Source organism: Streptococcus hillyeri (assembly GCF_003686955.1).
GTDB classification, from domain to species: Bacteria; Bacillota; Bacilli; order Lactobacillales; family Streptococcaceae; genus Streptococcus; species Streptococcus hillyeri.
Genome location: NZ_RCVM01000007.1, coordinates 1 through 18056, shown reverse-complemented (window position 1 = coordinate 18056; position 18056 = coordinate 1). Strand labels below are relative to the sequence as shown.

At 39.4% G+C, this 18056-nt stretch carries 17 protein-coding genes, 1 tRNA gene and 1 pseudogene; all 19 read right to left on the bottom strand.

All coding sequences use genetic code 11. The features are described 5' to 3' along the window. Position 1: 1 nt before the first annotated feature. Positions 2-634 carry a DUF2975 domain-containing protein gene (locus tag EAF07_RS04710; RefSeq protein WP_121835165.1) on the bottom strand — a complete coding sequence of 211 codons (633 nt, stop codon included), beginning with the start codon at positions 632-634 and terminating at the stop codon, positions 2-4. Between the two features lie 64 nt (positions 635-698). Further along, positions 699-1289, bottom strand: coding sequence for a hypothetical protein (locus EAF07_RS04705; RefSeq protein ID WP_121835163.1), 591 nt, complete (start codon positions 1287-1289; stop codon positions 699-701). 4 nt (positions 1290-1293) lie between these two features. Beyond that, positions 1294-1866 (bottom strand): DUF4097 family beta strand repeat-containing protein, encoded by a 573-nt coding sequence (locus EAF07_RS04700; protein ID WP_121835161.1) that lies wholly within the window; start codon positions 1864-1866, stop codon positions 1294-1296. Positions 1867-1882: 16 nt separating this feature from the next. After that, positions 1883-2449, bottom strand: a complete 567-nt coding sequence (locus EAF07_RS04695; RefSeq protein ID WP_121835159.1) for a hypothetical protein — start codon at positions 2447-2449, stop codon at positions 1883-1885. Between the two features lie 9 nt (positions 2450-2458). Further along, positions 2459-3166: a hypothetical protein gene (locus EAF07_RS04690; RefSeq protein ID WP_121835157.1), complete on the bottom strand. Its 708-nt coding sequence runs from the start codon at positions 3164-3166 to the stop codon at positions 2459-2461. A gap of 13 nt (positions 3167-3179) precedes the next feature. Further along, positions 3180-4049 (bottom strand): ABC transporter ATP-binding protein, encoded by an 870-nt coding sequence (locus EAF07_RS04685; protein ID WP_121835155.1) that lies wholly within the window; start codon positions 4047-4049, stop codon positions 3180-3182. A 22-nt stretch (positions 4050-4071) separates the two neighbouring features. Then, the gene (locus EAF07_RS04680; protein WP_121835153.1) at positions 4072-4521 is read right to left on the bottom strand and encodes a hypothetical protein; all 450 of its coding nucleotides are present in this window, start codon (positions 4519-4521) and stop codon (positions 4072-4074) included. Between the two features lie 265 nt (positions 4522-4786). Next, a complete protein-coding gene (pepC, locus tag EAF07_RS04675; protein WP_121835151.1) occupies positions 4787-6115 on the bottom strand; it encodes an aminopeptidase C in 1329 nt (442 codons plus the stop codon). Positions 6116-6271: 156 nt separating this feature from the next. After that, a complete protein-coding gene (locus EAF07_RS04670; RefSeq protein ID WP_121835149.1) occupies positions 6272-7642 on the bottom strand; it encodes a glycoside hydrolase family 32 protein in 1371 nt (456 codons plus the stop codon). Between the two features lie 3 nt (positions 7643-7645). Next, complete coding sequence (locus EAF07_RS04665; protein ID WP_121835264.1) at positions 7646-9253, bottom strand: ABC transporter substrate-binding protein; 1608 nt, start codon at positions 9251-9253, stop codon at positions 7646-7648. 68 nt (positions 9254-9321) lie between these two features. Continuing rightward, positions 9322-10209 (bottom strand): carbohydrate ABC transporter permease, encoded by an 888-nt coding sequence (locus EAF07_RS04660; RefSeq protein WP_121835147.1) that lies wholly within the window; start codon positions 10207-10209, stop codon positions 9322-9324. 9 nt (positions 10210-10218) lie between these two features. Then, positions 10219-11139 carry an ABC transporter permease gene (locus EAF07_RS04655; protein ID WP_121835145.1) on the bottom strand — a complete coding sequence of 307 codons (921 nt, stop codon included), beginning with the start codon at positions 11137-11139 and terminating at the stop codon, positions 10219-10221. 169 nt (positions 11140-11308) lie between these two features. Then, positions 11309-12298: a LacI family DNA-binding transcriptional regulator gene (locus EAF07_RS04650; RefSeq protein ID WP_121835262.1), complete on the bottom strand. Its 990-nt coding sequence runs from the start codon at positions 12296-12298 to the stop codon at positions 11309-11311. A 155-nt stretch (positions 12299-12453) separates the two neighbouring features. After that, on the bottom strand, positions 12454-13779 hold the full coding sequence (locus EAF07_RS04645; RefSeq protein ID WP_121835143.1) for an FtsX-like permease family protein: 1326 nt from the start codon (positions 13777-13779) through the stop codon (positions 12454-12456). A 9-nt stretch (positions 13780-13788) separates the two neighbouring features. Continuing rightward, positions 13789-14523, bottom strand: coding sequence for an ABC transporter ATP-binding protein (locus EAF07_RS04640; protein WP_121835141.1), 735 nt, complete (start codon positions 14521-14523; stop codon positions 13789-13791). A 129-nt stretch (positions 14524-14652) separates the two neighbouring features. Continuing rightward, entirely contained in the window at positions 14653-16668 is a 2016-nt protein-coding gene (gene recG, locus EAF07_RS04635) for an ATP-dependent DNA helicase RecG (RefSeq protein ID WP_121835139.1), read from the bottom strand. A 55-nt stretch (positions 16669-16723) separates the two neighbouring features. Next, positions 16724-17575: an amino acid ABC transporter substrate-binding protein gene (locus EAF07_RS04630; protein ID WP_121835137.1), complete on the bottom strand. Its 852-nt coding sequence runs from the start codon at positions 17573-17575 to the stop codon at positions 16724-16726. Between the two features lie 133 nt (positions 17576-17708). Next, positions 17709-17794 (bottom strand) — tRNA-Leu (locus EAF07_RS04625). A gap of 108 nt (positions 17795-17902) precedes the next feature. Next, positions 17903-18056, bottom strand: a pseudogene (locus EAF07_RS04620) (IS30 family transposase); the annotation flags it as partial.

The following is an 18056-nucleotide window of genomic DNA, read 5'->3' as shown; positions in this document are numbered from 1 at the left end:
ATCAGATGGTGAATTCATTTTCTTCAGCAATAGCGATAGCTTTTTCCAAGATGATTGACATGGTCCATACCAATACTGCCGCTAACAAGTAATTTAAGCTAAAGAAACTATACTCATAGGTCTTCTCTGCATATTGCCCATGCATGACAATACTTGAAGTATCAACACCTGATCGAATCAATGATCCTAGCACTAAGAAAATCGTTGATAAACGTGCTAGTCTCACATTATTTGGAATGAAAATCTCTTCCAAAATAATATTTTTCATAAAAGCACGCATGCAGATTAAGATTCCTAGAACAGAGATCATATTGATCATATCTACAATTGTCGCAAATGGCGACTGATTAACCATTTCAAATGAAAAACTGAAGCCATTTTGACCACCACTGACATTAAGGAACTCTTGTAAAACATCTAGAAGTCCAAAAAGGTTGAGGATTAATCCAATAATACCCAAGATAGCCCCAAGCCCTAACCCAACAATAAGCAGATTAAGTAAATAGATAACCCACTTGAGGTATCCAAACTCCCTCTTTGGAAGAGGCTTATTTTTTTTATGGATTTGTAGAATAACTACAGCTACTAAACTCAAAACGATTAGCGCTACAATAGTATTTAAAACGAAAGTCATACGATTTCTCCTTTTTATTTCTTCTATTATACACCAGTTTTTTCTGCTTAGCGACAATATTTATCTAATCAACAATAATATTGGCATAGTAATTGGTCACCTTAATGTTAGTTTGAGTTCCATTGACGGACTGAGGAGTGTTCTTGACTTCGCCATCAACAGCTGTTAAATGATAGTTTGCTTGAAAATCTTTCGGAAGTTGCAGATGAACAGCGCCACCCGTAGAATCAAGATGTAACGTCTTCAAAATAGTCTCTTTACCAAGAGACACCTTTATAGTAACAGGCTTACGAGCATTTTCATTGATATTGATGTGATGGGTACCTAAACCAGTCTTCAACTCTTCAAAAGCCAAGCTCAGGAAAGTATCCGATTGTTTCGTATATTGTTTATCTGACAGTGATTTCAAACTTCGCTCAGGAACTTTTCCTGTAACAATTACCTCAGTATTTCTTTTTTCAGAGCGCTCAATGACTAGATTCACCGGCTGATTCATCCCTGCCATATAAATCTCATCAATGGTTTGGCCAGTCAAAATCCATCTTTTATCAATTTCTTCTGTCGTATTTTCTTGACTTGCAAAAGCAAAAACACCTGTCAGCAGAAGGCCAATCATCATAAGGATAAAGCCTCCAAAAGCATATTTTTTCTTCATTTCTCTACTTTCTATTTTTTACGGTAATATTACCATAGGTATTTATAGTGATAATAGCAGAGCTGTTCTCATCACTTTTAACTTCTGAGGTGATTTTGCCACTTCTGTTAGTATCTAGGTCATAACGTGCTGCAAAGTCCTCTGGTACTTGAAGGACAACATCTCCTGTCCAGGTATCCATAACGAATTCTTCCAAACTTTTTGCCTCGATAAGCTCTAATGTAACCATAAGTTCATCCTTATGGGATTGAGAAACAGCTAATTTAAACCCATGTTTTGAGAAAGGTAAGTACAGTTCTTCTAAAGAAGCTTTGCTATCGTAAGCCAAAGTTTGTAAACTTTCCTTTGGCACCAGACCATCTACAATCAAACGATTTGCTTCATGTCCTGTTTCCACAAGAATGGTCACAGGTTGCTGAGTGCCGTAAAATTCTATTTTTTGAACATGTTCAGCTAAATCCCACTCTCGATGAATTTTCTGATCAGTTTGACCGTTTTCGACACTATGGAATACGGCGAAAACAAATCCTACAAGAACAAAGATTATGAGACCAATAACTGCCCAAATTTTTCTCATGTAAATCTCTTCTTCCCTACTCCAGCACTACATTCACATCACCTGGGGTTTCAATGCTTGCTTGGCGTTTCTTATTAGTCCCATTTTGTGGTTTGGTGATCTTGTTACTCTGGCTGGTGATTTTATAGCGACCATCAAAGCTCTTCGGCAAGGTAATATCTGCTCCGCCATTGCTACTAAAAAGACGAAAATCGTTAAACGTCACGTCTTTGGCAAGGGTAATCTCAATGGTCACCGTCGGTTTATCTCTCATAACAGTCAGGGTCAAGCCATCCTCCGCAAAGGAAATCATCAAATCGCCCTCCTCATCAATGCCAAATTGTTTCTCCATAGCAGCGATATTATTTTGAGCCATTTGCCCCGTGATATGAACACTTGTCTTTGCTTGCTCACTTTCTTTGACCACCACTTTGGCAGGTTGTTCCAAACTAGACACATGGATGACATTGATGTTCTTGGCTGGTACGGTAAATGTCTTATCATAAGAAACATCGGTCTTATCATTTTGAACACCAGTCCAGACAAGCCCAGCAAGGCCAATCACTAAAAAGGCTGCTAATCCTATTAAAATCTTACGTTTCATCATAATCTCCTACTTAAATTCACGTTTGGCAAACATGAGGTAACTCACAAGGGCATAAACAAGGCTAAACAGTATAGCCACAAGAACGGTATTTGTCAGATAATTTCCTGAAATATCAACCTGACTCAGCTGATTAAACATCATGTAAGGTGCTAACGCATCGGTCTTAAACAGCATGCCCATCATGAGACTCGCCAGTTGGTCAAATAACAGCACAATAATGATATAAACCATATAAGACTGATAAATGCGGTCAAAGAAGGCAAAGATAAAAGCACAGAGGCTGGCAATCACCGTATAAAGTGGTAACTGGTAGAAAAGGTAAGTCAAGATGGTCTGATAAGAGGCCATTCCTGTCACTAAATGATGGACAAGGCCTGTCATCATCAGCGCTACAAGCGCATATAGCCAAGTAGCAAGTACCGTCATGACCCATTTATAGCTAAATACCTTCAGACGATTTTGACTTTTGATAAGCATGTTGTTAATGGTGCGGTTGGTCAAATCTTCTCCTAGGAAAATCTTGGCTGGTGTGACAAAGAAAAGTGGTAACAAGGTTGGCCAGGTCATCACAAGATTTCTAGCCACTTCTGTTGAATGGTCTTCACGGTAAATATAGGCAAATAAACTGCCAAAAACAAGGAGTAAACCAAGTGATACAAAAGACAGGTGCTCCTTACGAATACGGTAAATATCTGCTTTGACATAATTTAACATCAGGTTCTTCTTTCTAATCTAAGAGGCTTAGGTAGTAGTCTTCAAAGTTACCACCCGCATGGTAAATATCGGTAATTTCAATTTTCTTCTCAAGAAGTGCTAGGATAAGCTCCTGAACAGATTGGTCAGGCGACAGGACTAACTTGTCCCCTTGGGCAACTGGCTTTAAGCCCAACTCATTAAGCGTTTGTTGCGCCAGCTTATTGTTCGTCGTCCTTACAACAATCTTTTCCTCGACCTCTGCATACAGGTCGTTTTTGGCAATATCCTTGATGACCTTGCCCTTGTGCATGATGACGAAACGGTCAACGACCAGCTCAAGCTCTGACAAAATGTGGCTGGAGATGAGGATGGTAATGCCGTAGCGGTCTCGGAGGTTGTGGATAATGTCTCGCATCTCCTTGATACCAGATGGGTCGAGGCCATTGACGGGCTCATCCAAAATCAGGAAATCTGGAAAATCAAGGATAGCAAGCGCAATCGCCATCCGCTGACGCATCCCGAGTGAGAAGTCTTTGACCTTTTTCTTCGGATCCACGTCAGATAGACCAACCAATTTCAGCACCTCATCAATACGTTTCTCAGTATCTGCAATCCCAATTTGCAGGGCTGAGTACATTAAATTATCAAATGCTGACATATTTGGATAAAGAACTGGTGATTCAATAATGGCACCGATTTTATAGGCAGTTTCTTGAATAACCTCACCCTCATCTTTGGTGATGAGACCGGATAGGACTCGGATAAGCGTTGTTTTACCAGCTCCATTTTGACCAACGAATCCTAGAATCTCACCTTTTTTGATGGTAAAACTCACCTTGTCTAGTGCTTTTTGTTTGCCGTAGTGCTTGCTAATGTTAGTTATCGTTAATAAGTTTTTCATGCGTTTTTTCCTTTTAAATGCCTTAGAAAGTCAATCCTTTTTTAACCATGTAGCGGCGTGCGTATTCACAGGCAAAGCCCGCTAGGATAAGGTAAACACCAAGTTGAACATTCACATGAATGTAGCCTAGCATTTGAGACATAGTGTAGCTAGAAATCAAGTCTGCGATAACTGCCACGATACCAACTTGAGTGAGGGTTTTACCAAAGGCTGCTGACATCAAGGTTTCTTTGGTAAAGCCTTTGATCAGTTTTTTGAGAGCCATTAAGGCATAAATCATCAAGCTGTGATGTGCAAAGAGTGCGATAACATTTGTCCAGCCGAGTTCTCCGACCATGACTGCACCTTTTGGCAAGAACTGCTCGGGGTTGAGAGATAAGATTTGAAGAAGGGCTGCGGCACTCACTTGAAGAACAAGAACGGCGATAATTGCTGAGAGGGTTACTGTTGCGATAGTTTTGATTGTTTTCATGATAATAGTTCCTTTGTTTATAATTCATTTTAGTTTTTAGGGAAAATAGCTGAGCTCTTAACTTTTTCTTCTTTTCGATGACGATTTGTTGTTTTTAATTTATTTGTTACCGTATTTCGATATATTTATATTACAACACAAAAATATCTTTGTCAACAACTTTTTATCGTTTTTTGATAATTTTTTATTTTTTGAAATAAAAAAGAATCCCTTAAATGTAAAGGATTCTTTGTTAAAATGCTTTTTCAATAAAATATAATAACGCTTATTTGCCTGCCAAGGCTCCCATTGGGTCCCAAGGGGCTAAAACTTGCGGTTCTGCTTCATAGGCAGCTAATTCTTCTTCGGTGAGGAATTCTTTGCGGACAACGATTTGATAAGTATATTCGTCCATCCAGGCATCTGAAGCGACAAAGTAGCCTTTCTCACCGACTTTATCTCCCCATGAATTTTCGACTTTCCATTTAAGTGGTTTGCCATTGTCATCCAAATCAACTCCAGTCAAGACCATCGCATGCGTCATCAGACTTTCACTATAATCGAGACGCCCAGCCTTATCCTGAGTCAAGCTAATATCCAAAGCTGCATCAAAATCATAGGTATTTGTCGCCATGATACCTGCTTGACGGTCTGACACTTGACCAACATCAGAACCAAACCAGACCGTTTCTCCTGCCTTCATTTGGGCAATTGCAAGCTCTTTGAAACGCTCCATCCCAAGATTAAGGTAACGAACCGCAGGTGCTCCGACGACATTTCCAAGCAACTCAACGGTGTAAGATTTGCCATAAGGCTTATCAGCTGTTGGCGCATTGATGACAGAAACATAATCTGATAATTTCAAACCGACATATTTGTCAAAGAAATCTTGAGGAGTGATTTGCTTTTCCGTGTGGAAATTATTGTCCTTGTCACGGTAAGAGAAATCAAATTGGCGTGGTGGCAAACCTAGATTAACCGCTAGAAAATTGAAAATCTCTTGTAAGAGAGCTTCTTTCTTGGCTTGGACATCCTCACCACTTTGAACAGCTTCACGAAGAATTTGGGCATCTTGACGAAGCAATTTGTTCAAGTATTGGTTGAGCTCACGGCTATTGCTAGATGACACGGATTCTGGATAAACTGACTTTGGCACAACCCCGTATTTTTCAAAAAGTGCTACCACCATATCCCATTGACCACCATCTTGTTGTGGCACATCAAGGAGAAACTTCACCTTACGACTTCCCAATTCTTGGTCTGCTGTCGCAATAATTTGTTCCAAAAACCAGTTTGATTTTTCGTATTTATCCCAGAAGAAAGTATGAGCTTGCGACAATTCAAAGTTTTCTAATTTGAATTGGTTGATGAGTTTATGACGAAACGTATTCAACGCTGCAAACATCCAGCAACGCCCTGAAGCTTTTTGATTAGAGACAGCATCTTTCGTCAAATCAATTGAAAAGGTAAAGTCATTATCAATTGCAGATTGACGTGTTCGAAGAGATTTGAGCAAACCATTATTGGTCACAGCATTTTCAACAGCTTGATACTTAGGATTAGCTAGGTAGTCAGCATATAATTTTTCCGTAAAGTCATTCGTTAATGTTGACATAAAATACTCCTTTTTTCTTATTACAGTCCCATTATATGCCTTTCACCCAATATTGCAAGACTTTTCTGAAAATTTGGGATAATTCCTCCATATCTGCATTTATTTCTACTTAAAAACGAAAAACCTAGGATTTCATCCGAATCCTAGGTTTTCTTACTATTTAAGTTCTTCCAAATATCTTTCTTGTGTCAGATAGACTACACTAGTTAAGCTTTCTTGACCACCATTGACAAATATTTCAAGAGAGTTCTTATCAATCACAACTTGCAAGCGTGTTGCTTTTACGGTTACTGCTCGGCGAGTAGTTTCCCATTTTTCTTCACCAACTAATTGATAAGCGAGTTTGCTACGGTCAATGTAGACTTCTTCACGATCAGCATCGTAACCAAAGGTCACAAAATCTTCTGCCGAACCAATTCGGAAATGACGGCTAGCTTCCAGAGAAAGTTCAAGATAGGCTGCGCTTTCTACTACATCTCCTAAAGCTACTTTTGGAAGCTCTGCTATGCTTTCAGAAAGAACTGTCTGCTTCACACGTCCATTAACAATCGTCAATTGACGAGGGAGGGTCATGCTACCTGCCCATCCGTGGCGCAACTCATGAGGGATAACGGTACGCCCCCATGTATGCTCCCATCCAATCATGATACGACGTCCTTGACCATCCTCTAGGCTTTGAGGTGCATAAAAGTCATGACCGTGATCAATTTCTTGAACAGATTCTAACTTAAATGTTTTAGTTTCCCAATCAACCGTACCAAGAACTGCCACAGATGAGTTAAGATTTGCAAAGTCATTACCAGCTTTTGGATAACCCATTGGAGAGAAGACAAGGACATCTTGGCCACCTAGACTAAAGTAATCTGGACATTCCCACATAAAGCCTTGGTCAGCTTCACCTTTAAGGAAGATGGATTCAAAGCTCCAGTCCACCAAATCATCTGAACCCAATAGAACAATGGTTCCGACATTATCTTTATGCTTAGCAGCAACTACCGCATAATAACGACCATCTTTTTCAAAAAGTTTAGGGTCACGAAAATCTGCTGCCACCAACTCTTCTGGTAGAATATCACCAGTCGCTACTGGATTTTCCTTAATCTTAGTAAAGGTCACACCGTCTGTTGAGTAGGCCATGTTTTGGATTTGACGAACGCTTCCATCTGGATCCACATTATGACCAGTGTACATCAACCAGAGGGTATCGTCTTTGACAATGGCAGAGCCTGAGAAGCATCCATCCTTATCATATTCTTGATCTGGTGCTAAAGCAACTGGTAAATGCTCCCAATTGACCAAATCTTTTGACTTGGCATGGCCCCAGTGCATTGGCCCCCACACACTATCGTAAGGGTAAAATTGGTAAAAGAGGTGATACTCTCCACGGAAATACACAAAACCATTTGGGTCATTGATCCAGCCAATCGGTGCTGAAAAATGTTTTTCGGGTTTAAACGTTGTGTCAAGAGCCTCTGTAGGTGCTGCAATATAAGCATTAGCCCTTTCCACAGTAAAATGTTCTGTCATAACTTACTCCTGTGATTTGAGGTAGTTATCAAGGTAATCTTGTTTAATTTTCATCCAATCTGAAAGACCATATTTTTCAAGCTCAGCCTTGTAGCTATCCCATTCTGCATCAACGCCACCTTTAGTAATCCATTCGGCACGTTTACGAGCGACAAAGTCCATCATATCTGCTTCAACTTGTGCCAATTTATCCAAGTCCTCTTCTTCCATAAAGACGCGTGGGTAAATCATGTCATTGCTCATGTAAGGCACGTAGTGTTTTTTAATCAAATCTAAACGCCAAGCAGCATCGTCTGGTTTTGTAGTCACTTTACCATAGTAGCTATCTAAGATAGCAAGTGGTCCACCAACCTCTGTTTTTTGACGAAGTTCAGCTGGCGCTGTACCTTCAAGTGGCAAGTGTTTCAAACTTTGTGTTGCTTCATCAAATTCAAAGATATTTTGTTGTTTATCATCACCATAAGTACCCCAGTTGTTTTGAACTGATTGTACTGGTGCATATTGTTCATCAATCCATTTAGCAGTCAATTCTAAGTTTTGGTTAGCACTTGTGATTACCATGCGGTCACGAGAGAAACCGATGTTGTTTGTACGAGTGACATTTTTCTTACCGCTTGGACCTGCTAGAACTGGAAGAACATCATAGCTGTCGTTCATACCAGAAACATTAGCCTTATCCCAAGTGAAGTAAACACCGTATTGGTTTTCCCCACCTTTGGCAATGTAGCTGTTCCAGTCTTGTTCAAAGGCTTCTGTATCAAGAAGTCCTTTTTCATAAAGGCTGCGCATGAATTTCACACCTTCTTTATAGCTGTCATTGTCAGCTGTAAAATCAACTTTACCATCATTACTTACGACAAGGTGGTCATCATTGTCCCCTTCACCAAAGGCACCAAAGAGAATCTTGAATTCTTCATTTCCACCATTGTTGATGAATGACATTGGAATTTCATCTGCCTTGCCATTACCGTTAGGGTCTTGTGTTTTAAAGGCTTCGAGAACTTTTACCAACTCATCTGTTGTTTGTGGCATTTGAAGATTCAATTTTTTCAACCAGTCAGTATTAATCCAAGCCATGTCATTAACACTGTGGATAGATTCTTTACCTTCACCAAGTTCTTCAATCCATGGGAATGAGTAAATGTGTCCGTCTGGAGCTGTGATCAGTGAACGGTACTCTGGGTGCTCATCCAAGATTTTCTTAAGATTTGGCATGTGTTTGTCAATCAAATCTTCAACAGGAACGATAACCCCTTGTTTTGCCCAAGACATCAACTCAACGTCAGACGCACCATCATTGTGGATAGCATCAGGAAGGTCACCAGATGAAATGTCCAAGTTACGTTTTTCAGCAAAGTCCGCTTGATAGTTTGTCCATTCAACATGAACGCCAGTTTTTTCTTCCATACGTTGGAAAATCAATTTATCGTTAGGGTCCTCTGGTGCCAACGTTGAGCTACCAGTGATGAATTTCAATGTCACTTTGTCTTTAAGTGGGAATTTAACATTCTCCAATTTGTAATCTGGGCTTGCAGCGGTGTCCTTAGACCCACAAGCTGTAAGAGCCAAACCTGCTGCAGCTGTTGCAACGATAAGCATTGAACGTGTCATCCATTTGTTTTTCATGAGAAAACTCCTTTATTTTTTTCAATATTAAATCACAATGTTTTGGAAAGGGATTACCCTTTGAGTGAACCAGACATAATACCCTTGTCGAAGTATTTTTGGAAGAATGGGTACATCACAATAAGTGGTAAACTTGAAATGATGATGGTTGCGTATTTAACCATTTCAGCAATTTTCTTCAATTCATTCATGGCTGCTTGCGCACCAATCATATTGGCACTGACTTCATTTTGAATCAAGATATTGCGAAGAACCAATTGTAGCGGTGCAAGGTCTGGATCCTTGATGTAAATCATCGCATCGAAATATGAATTCCATTGACCGACAAAGGCGTAGAGGAAAAGAACAAACATGATTGGTTTTGCCAGTGGCAACATGATCTTCACAAAGATTTGGAAGTCATTTGCCCCATCAATAACGGCAGCCTCTACCAATTCTTCAGGAATTCCTTGGAAGTAGGTTCTAGCTAAGATGATATTCCATACATTGACGGCACCTGGAACGATAATTGCCCAAACGGTATTGAGCATGCCCAAATTTTTAATGAGCAAGTAAGTTGGAACCAAACCACCACCGAAGAACATGGTGAAGATAAGGAAGTAATTGATCCATTTACGACCAACCAAGTCCTTGCGAGACAAGGGATAAGCAGTCAAAACTGAAATCGCAACAGTTAAAATCGCAAAACCTGTTGAGTAAATCAGTGAGTTGATGAATCCACGTAAAATCGAATCATCACCAAATACTTTTTGATAGCCTTGGACAGTCCAATCATCTGGATTAAAACTAATTCCTTTAACCGCTAAAACTTGCGGGTCCATAAAGGAAGCCACTAAGATATAAACCATCGGTACAACTGTAATCAAGACCAACCCAGCAATCAAAATCTTATTCAGCAATAAAATTTTTCTATCAAAGTCGGTATATAATTTTGTATTCATAACTACCTCCTAGAGCCCTTCACCATCATTGAGACGTTCAACAATTTTATTCACTGAGAAGAGCAAGATCATGTTAATGACTGAGTTAAACAAACCAACCGCTGTTGAGTATGAGTAATCTCCTGAAACAAGACCGACCTTGTAGACATAGGTTGAAATGATTTCAGAAGCGGTTAAGTTCAAGCTGGTTTGCATCAAGAAGGCTTTTTCATAACCAACACTCATGATGTTACCAGCCGCCAAGATAAATTGAATGACAATGATTGGTTTCAAAGCTGGTAAATCAATGTGACGAATACGTTGGAAAATATTTGCCCCATCAAGCTGAGCTGCTTCAATGAGTGATGTGTCCACATTGACCAAAGTTGCTGTGTAAAGCGTTGAAGCCCAACCCATCCCTTGCCAAATACCACTAAAGATATACAAAGGTCTAAAGTAGTCTGGCTCTGTCATAAAGTTTGTCTTAAGACCAAAGTGCGATAGGATGCCATTTACAGGACCTTCTGCTGAGAAGAAAAGGAAAATCATACCGACAATAACGATAACAGAAATAAAGTTTGGCGCATAGAGAATCAATTGAATACGTTTCTTAGCCTTATCACTAATCAAGAGATTGAGCATAATCGCCAAGATAATTGGCGGGAAGAAGCCTAAAACCAAACCATAAACACTCAATTTCAAAGTATTGCCTAATAAAACCATGAAATTAGGTGATGATAAGAATTTTGAGAACTCTTCAAACCAAACCCACTCACTTCCCCAGACTCCCTTTAAAGGATTGAAATCTTTGAAGGCAATCAAGACCCCATACATGGGAATATAGCGAAAGACAAAGGTTAGTAAAAGTCCCGGTAAAATCATCAAAAGCAAGAAACGTTGTCTTTTAATGCGTTCCCATAAACCAGTCTTTTTCACACTAGCAACAGCCATAGCTCCTCCTTTTTGAAACGTTTCAATTTTTAAAGAATAGGCAAAGGCCTTTGCTTCCAAAAACCTTTGAAACGTTTCAATTTTTTGTTAAATAAAAATTGTATCTTTTGATTACAGTAACATCTTATCATTGTAAGCGATTTCTGTCAACCGTTTTTGCAAAAAAATTTTAATTTTTTGTCGTTGGACCTTCGATAAAGGAAATGGGTAAAATTGACTGCATTTTGTGAGGAACGCCATCAATAATACTTAGTAAAATTTGAACAGCTTCTTTTGCCATATCCTCTAAGGGTTGCTTAATCGTACTCACTGGATTTTTTCGCTCCATCGCTAAACGAATGCCGTCATAACCAATGACTTGAACATCTTCTGGGACACGTTTTCCCAACTGTCTTAGAATTTCAATAACATCCAATGCCAAGAAGTCATTAATCGTGAAAATGCCATCAATAGCTGGATGCTCTTCCAAGAAAGCTCTAACTTGTTCTTTGGTATCTCCCATATCCTCATCGTAGTCTAAAACATGACAGTTTTTTCCTAACTCTTCAAGGGACTGCTTAAAATACCTGTGACGATTTTTGGTTTCATTGGTCGTCTGATTATGTCCACCAATAAAAGCTAACTGTTGACACCCTTTTTCAAGTAGCATTTTTGCCGCTAGACAGCCACCCGCCTTATTATCTGAAGTCACGCAGGCAATGTTTTTATTGTCATAAGTACGGTCAATACTCACAAATGGAATATTGGTTGTTAAATAATCTTCGATTGGGCTATAGGTAATCGCAATAATCCCATCCACCTTATTTTGCTGGAGCATGGTGATGTATTCGATTTCCTTTTTAGATCCGGAAATATTGCAGAGCAGCATTTTATAATTCTGATTGCTCAGCTCATTTTCTACAAAGTAGGCAAACTCCGCAAAGAAGGGATGCCAAATTGTGGGAATAATCAAGGCAACTGTCTCAGTCTTATTTTTTTTCATCCCACGCGCATAAGCATCTGGAATATAATTGAGTTCTTCAATAGCTGATTTGACTTTTGTTAAGGTTAGCTCCTTGATTCCATTTTCATTATTAATCACGCGCGAAACTGTTCCCACACTAACCCCGGCTAACTTAGCGACATCTTTCATCGTAATTGATTTTTTGACAGGTACCATGTTAAATTTCTCCTTTCCCCAATTAGTTTTCATCATTTTATCATTTTTGAAACCGTTTGCCAATATTTTTCCTGTTTTTTTGAAAGCTTTTTCAAAGAAAATCATTTCATGATAGCTAAAAACGCCTGAGAATGGTTCAGGCGTAAACATCAGTCTTATGTTCTTTCCTCACTCTGCCTTCCACTAAGCATCTTAGTCAACAGGATAACGAAAAATATTAAAAGAATAAAAATAACTGTAGGGAGCCACATTCCAACAATACTTCGTATCTCACCATTGATTGTCTCTGCAATTTTTTCAACAATCAAAAACATCAGTCCATTGAAAAGTAATGAGACCAGCACAACAAGCATCGACTGTCTAATCCCCTCCCAAACATGGATAACCAACAGCTGGCTCTTAGAAACTCCTAAAATTTGTAATTGCTGAATATCTCTTTTTTCCTGACTACTTGACAGGATTGTAATTGAAATAGCATTGGCTAAAATCAATAGAATTGGTGTCAATAAATAAGCAATAAAAGAGACGATACTTTCCCTAACGCTGTCGGAAGCATTTCTAGCAGATAGATTTTGAGTAATGAGAATAAATCCCGAAACCAAGGTCAATCCCATAGCCATGGATGACTGTAGCGTTTTTAAATAGAGAGGATAATGGAGTAGTTGCCACCCGCTAATAATATCACCAAAACTTTTTGGATAGGGTAATAATTGGCTCAAACGAATAAAAAATATTTGTAATCTTGGTGTCACCACTTGTATGACTAATAAATTCAAAAGTAGAAGAACTAATGTCATACTTGAATTTCTAATCAAGTTATCTTTTGATTGAATGTCATTCATGGCTAATAGGAAATAGACAAGCGCCAGCCATGTTCCTAAAATGGAAATAATCTTCACAGTAGAAATAACTTTTGATAACCGTGATGTCTTCACAAATTTCATGGTAAATAAACTGCCTTGCTTGATGACTTTATAAGCATAGAAACAACCCGCAAGCCCAGCTATCACTGGAACCAGTAGCGAACCTACTATTAAATCAAGAAGATTAACAACAATCGCCACATCTGGCAACTCTTCCTTGCCAATCAACAATTGCATCAGCTGATAATAAGGACCAACACTGACCGTTCCAAGTCCCAGACCAACTACACTGACCAAAAAAGCAATTACAAAAAGTTGGGCTCCCATTAATAAGGATAGCTGGATATCGCTAGCCCCTAAAATTGACCAAAGTTGATAATCTTTTTTAAAAAGTTCAATCAAAAATGTCATCAAATTAGAAACCAGTAAAAATAAGGTAACTCCACCAAAAAAAATGAACATCTTGAAAAGCATCTCACCATTGTAGGATACTCCTAATGTACTTCTAATCCCAATAACAGACATTCCAACAAGAAGACTTGAAACCAACAACAGAGGAATCGTTCCTAGCCACTGTTTCTTAGAATATAAAAATTGGTAATAAATCAATCTCAGCATCTTCTCACCCTACTTTCCAGTCGTACCGACTTCCAAAGCTTGATAAAGCTCTGAGGCAGAAGGAGTTTCAATAATTTGTGCTATCAGACCATCTTTTAAAATAAGAGATTTATCGGTATATGATGCCAGCTCTAAATCATGCGTCACCATCAAGACACATTTTCCTTGGTGTGTCAGCTCTCGCAGTAATTCAAAAATAGCTTGTCGAGAGTTACTATCTAAAGCACCGGTCGGTTCATCCGCTAAAATAATACGACTATTAGATAAAATGGCTCTAGCAATCGCTACTTTTTGTTGTTCACCACCAGATAAATTTTCTACCTTAGCATTGATATCTGCCTCAAAATTCATTTGTTGAAGCAAGTTAATCACTTCTTGCCTATTGATTGGTTTATGCCCCAAACGTAAAGGAAGTACAATATTTTCAAAAACAGGCAGGGCTGGAACTAGGTTGTAGGATTGGAAAATAAGCGATACTTCTTCACGTCTAAAGGCAGCTAATTTATTACTATTTAACTTATAAGGATTGATGCCGTTTATATAGACTTCTCCAGAAGTTGGTTTTAACAGACTAGCTATAGCTTTCAACAATGTTGATTTTCCCGAACCACTAACTCCCAATATTGAGATAAATTCTCCATAACTCGACGAAAAACTAATGTCTTTCAAAATGGGTAATTTCTTACCTTTATTTAGTTCAAACGTCTGAGATAAATGAGTGACTTCAATGGCAACAGATTCCATAACCTTACTCCTTACTATTGATATGAGTGTTGAGTGTTAAGTCAACACTTGTTATACTTAGTATAACAAACTTTTTAAAGTTGTTACTTCTCTTTATATATTATATTAGATAGTCTTGACTAACAATCCCTAATCAAACTCACCTTTGACCTCTACATTGTTAACAATAGCTGTCCAGCGAGGATCTTGTTTCCAGTTGTTATCGGTGACGATTTCCGAAGCGACGCGTCTAGCCTCTTCCAAGATATGGTAGTCTTCGACAATGTCAGCCGTTTTAAATTCTGGAATACCTGATTGGCGTGTCCCAAAGATTTCACCTGAACCACGCATTTTGAGGTCCTCTTCCGCCAAGACAAAGCCATCTGTTGTCTCAACCATAGCATACATTCTCTTTTTACCGACTTCATTTTTAGGATTGGCCACTAGGACACAGTAGGACTGCTTATCGCCACGTCCGACACGTCCACGCAGCTGATGAAGTTGACTGAGCCCAAAACGGTCGGCATCCATGATGACCATCACTGTAGCATTTGGAACGTTAACCCCTACTTCAATGACGGTCGTTGATACTAAAATTTGTGACTTTTTCGCTTTAAAGTCCTGCATGATTTGATCTTTATCATCATTTTTCATACGACCGTGCATAAGGGCGACTGTGGCGGTATCACTAAAATATGCGGTCAATTCTTCGTGCAGAGCCACCGCATTTTTCAAATCCATCGCCTCAGACTCCTCGATAAGAGGAGAGATAAAGTAGGCTTGAGAGCCTTTGGCTAATTCACCTTTTAACCAGTCCAAAACCGTCTCTAATTGCTGGTGCTTGACCCATCTGGTGACAATAGGCTTGCGCCCAGCAGGGAGTTCATCAATGATGGACACATCCATCTCTCCAAAGGCTGTAATGGCAAGGGTCCTTGGAATTGGCGTTGCTGTCATCATGAGTACATCAGGATTGTTCCCCTTTTCACGGAAAATACGGCGTTGATTCACCCCAAAACGATGCTGTTCATCGGTGATAACCAAACCAAGATTGTGGTAGGTCACAGCGTCCTGAATCAGCGAATGCGTCCCCACAATCATCTCCACCGAACCATCCGCAATACCAGCTAGAGCCGCCTTTTTCACTGCCGCTTTCATCCCAGAGGTCAAAAGAGCGACATTGAGCTCTGGAAATAAATTGGTTAAGCTCTCAAAATGTTGCTCGACTAAAATCTCCGTTGGAACCATAAGAGCAGACTGAAGTCCAGCCGTATGAGCAGCGTACATGGCAAGACTGGCAATGACTGTCTTACCTGATCCCACATCTCCCTGCAAGAGACGATTCATATGGGCACCTGACGCCATATCGGCTAAAATTTCAGACAAACTCCGTTCCTGAGCTTTGGTTAAAGGAAATGGCAGAGCAGCAATCTTATCAGCCACTTTCTGCTTGTCATAGGAAATAGCTAGTCCATTTGTCTCAGATTTGTTTTCAGCCTTTAAAACCTGCAAACGCATTTGGAAATAAAAGAGTTCTTTAAATTTGATGCGACGTAGAGCCTGTTTGTATTCTGCCAAATCTTTGGGAAAATGCATGGCACGCACCGCTTCCTGGCGTCCCAGTAGACGATAATTCATCAGAAAAACATCTGGTAGATTCTCTTTAATTTCTTCTAAGGCACCGCTCTCAAAAGCTGCTTTAATAGCTTTGACAAGGGCAGTCTGCGAGATTCCTTGAGCAACATGATAAACTGGCTGCATGTCATCTTCCACCTGAGCCAGAATTTTCATCCCTGTCACCGCAGACTTTTTCTCTTCCCATTTCCCAAAAATAGCTACCTCAGTCCCAAGCTCAATCTTCTCAGCAAGATAAGGCTGATTGAAAAACGAAACAGCAACAACGGCTTCGCCCTGCTTTATTTTAAAGGAAAGACGGTTCCGCTTAAAACCGTAGTACTGGACATTGGCTGGCGTCACCACTGTCCCTGTAATAACAGCTTTTTCGCCATCTAGTAACTCAAAAACAGACTTACTCTTAAAGTCTTCATAACGAAAAGGGTAATAAAGCAACAAATCCTCGATGGTATAAAGTCCAAGCTTCTGAAACTTCTCCGCAGACTTGGGACCAAAACCTTTGAGTGTTGCAATCGGTTGATCTAATAACATAGTTTCATTATAACAAAAAGGACGAGAAAGCTCAGCTTCTCATCCCATTTCCTGTTTATTTTGCTTCTTTAACGTCTTTTTCTTCTGGTAAGTATGTTCCACCTAGGAATTCGTTAGACAATTTTTCAAGTGTGCCATCTTCATACAACTCCGCAATACGTGTGTTTACAAATTTTTGTAAGTCGTCTTGACCATCTGCAAAGATGAAGTAAACGTATGGGTTTGTATCTGCACCAAGGTCAGCTGCATCAAATTCAATCAATTCAACATTGTTAAGACCTTGATCTTCAATGATAGTTTTCACAGATTGTGTTTCAAAAATCTTGTAGTCAAATTTACCACCATCAACACTTGTCAACATTTGTGTAATGTCTTCGTTAGTGTAGTTAATTTCAGTTGCTTTATCAGCATTAGCTTGGTTGTATTTGTCAAGCATTGAGGCAGTTGACGTTCCAGCTACAACTTGAGTCTTTTTACCAGCGATATCCTTGATTGATTTAATACCACTATCTTTATTTACAGCAAGTACAAGTGGGTTAGTCGCTGTTGGTGCTGAGTAAAGGTATTTAGCTGCACGTTCCTCACTGTAAGAGAAGTTGTTACCAGCCATTTGGAATTTACCAGCGTCGAGTCCTGTAAAGATTGATGACCAAGCTGTTTTTTTGTACTCAACTTCGTATTTATCAGAACCTTTGAAGACCGCTTTAGCAACTTCGACGTCATAACCAGTCAAATTGCCATCTTTTTCAAATGAGAAAGGTTTTGTTGTCCCTACAGTTGCAAGAACTACTTTTTCTTTTTCTGATTTTGCTGAATCTGCTGCTTTCTCAGTTTTTTCACTTGAACCACATGCTGCAAGCAATACTGTTGATGCAAGCGCAACGATTCCAAATGTTAATTTTTTCATATTAATCCTCCTAAAGATAATAAAACTATGATACCACGACGACATGCCTTTGTATAATATTAAAAACCTATCAGAGCGATAGGCTTTTTTTATCAAGATAAACAAAAAAACCAGTCCTACGACTGGTCTAATCTGCGGAGAGTGGGACTTGAACCCACACGGCCTAAAGCGGCCACAGGATCCTTAGTCCTGCGCGTCTGCCAATTCCGCCATCCCCGCTTGGCAACATAATAAATTATAGCAGAGATACCACCACCCTGTCAATAGATTTTTGAAATTTTTTTCATATTTTCAAAAAAATTTTTGAGGCCAAATTTCAAGTTCAAGTTAGGCAGTCTGTAAAAACTCTATAGAAGATTTATAATTGAATAGTTTCTTTGGATAGTTGTTAATCCAGTTTTCAATAAATGCGACTTGTTGTTGAGTCGCATTTTTGCTTCCCTTAGGCAACCAACGCCGGATGAGTCTATTATGATTCTCA

Coding starts and splice junctions, on each gene's coding strand:
- EAF07_RS04705 (WP_121835163.1), bottom strand. CDS start 1,289: ATGAAGAAAAAATATGCTTTTGGAGGCTTTATCCTTATGATGATTGGC.
- EAF07_RS04655 (WP_121835145.1), bottom strand. CDS start 11,139: ATGGCTGTTGCTAGTGTGAAAAAGACTGGTTTATGGGAACGCATTAAA.
- EAF07_RS04680 (WP_121835153.1), bottom strand. CDS start 4,521: ATGAAAACAATCAAAACTATCGCAACAGTAACCCTCTCAGCAATTATC.
- EAF07_RS04650 (WP_121835262.1), bottom strand. CDS start 12,298: ATGGTACCTGTCAAAAAATCAATTACGATGAAAGATGTCGCTAAGTTA.
- EAF07_RS04685 (WP_121835155.1), bottom strand. CDS start 4,049: ATGAAAAACTTATTAACGATAACTAACATTAGCAAGCACTACGGCAAA.
- EAF07_RS04690 (WP_121835157.1), bottom strand. CDS start 3,166: ATGTTAAATTATGTCAAAGCAGATATTTACCGTATTCGTAAGGAGCAC.
- EAF07_RS04640 (WP_121835141.1), bottom strand. CDS start 14,523: ATGGAATCTGTTGCCATTGAAGTCACTCATTTATCTCAGACGTTTGAA.
- EAF07_RS04630 (WP_121835137.1), bottom strand. CDS start 17,575: ATGAAAAAATTAACATTTGGAATCGTTGCGCTTGCATCAACAGTATTG.
- EAF07_RS04670 (WP_121835149.1), bottom strand. CDS start 7,642: ATGACAGAACATTTTACTGTGGAAAGGGCTAATGCTTATATTGCAGCA.
- EAF07_RS04700 (WP_121835161.1), bottom strand. CDS start 1,866: ATGAGAAAAATTTGGGCAGTTATTGGTCTCATAATCTTTGTTCTTGTA.
- recG (WP_121835139.1), bottom strand. CDS start 16,668: ATGTTATTAGATCAACCGATTGCAACACTCAAAGGTTTTGGTCCCAAG.
- EAF07_RS04645 (WP_121835143.1), bottom strand. CDS start 13,779: ATGCTGAGATTGATTTATTACCAATTTTTATATTCTAAGAAACAGTGG.
- EAF07_RS04665 (WP_121835264.1), bottom strand. CDS start 9,253: ATGACACGTTCAATGCTTATCGTTGCAACAGCTGCAGCAGGTTTGGCT.
- EAF07_RS04660 (WP_121835147.1), bottom strand. CDS start 10,209: ATGAATACAAAATTATATACCGACTTTGATAGAAAAATTTTATTGCTG.
- EAF07_RS04710 (WP_121835165.1), bottom strand. CDS start 634: ATGACTTTCGTTTTAAATACTATTGTAGCGCTAATCGTTTTGAGTTTA.
- pepC (WP_121835151.1), bottom strand. CDS start 6,115: ATGTCAACATTAACGAATGACTTTACGGAAAAATTATATGCTGACTAC.
- EAF07_RS04695 (WP_121835159.1), bottom strand. CDS start 2,449: ATGAAACGTAAGATTTTAATAGGATTAGCAGCCTTTTTAGTGATTGGC.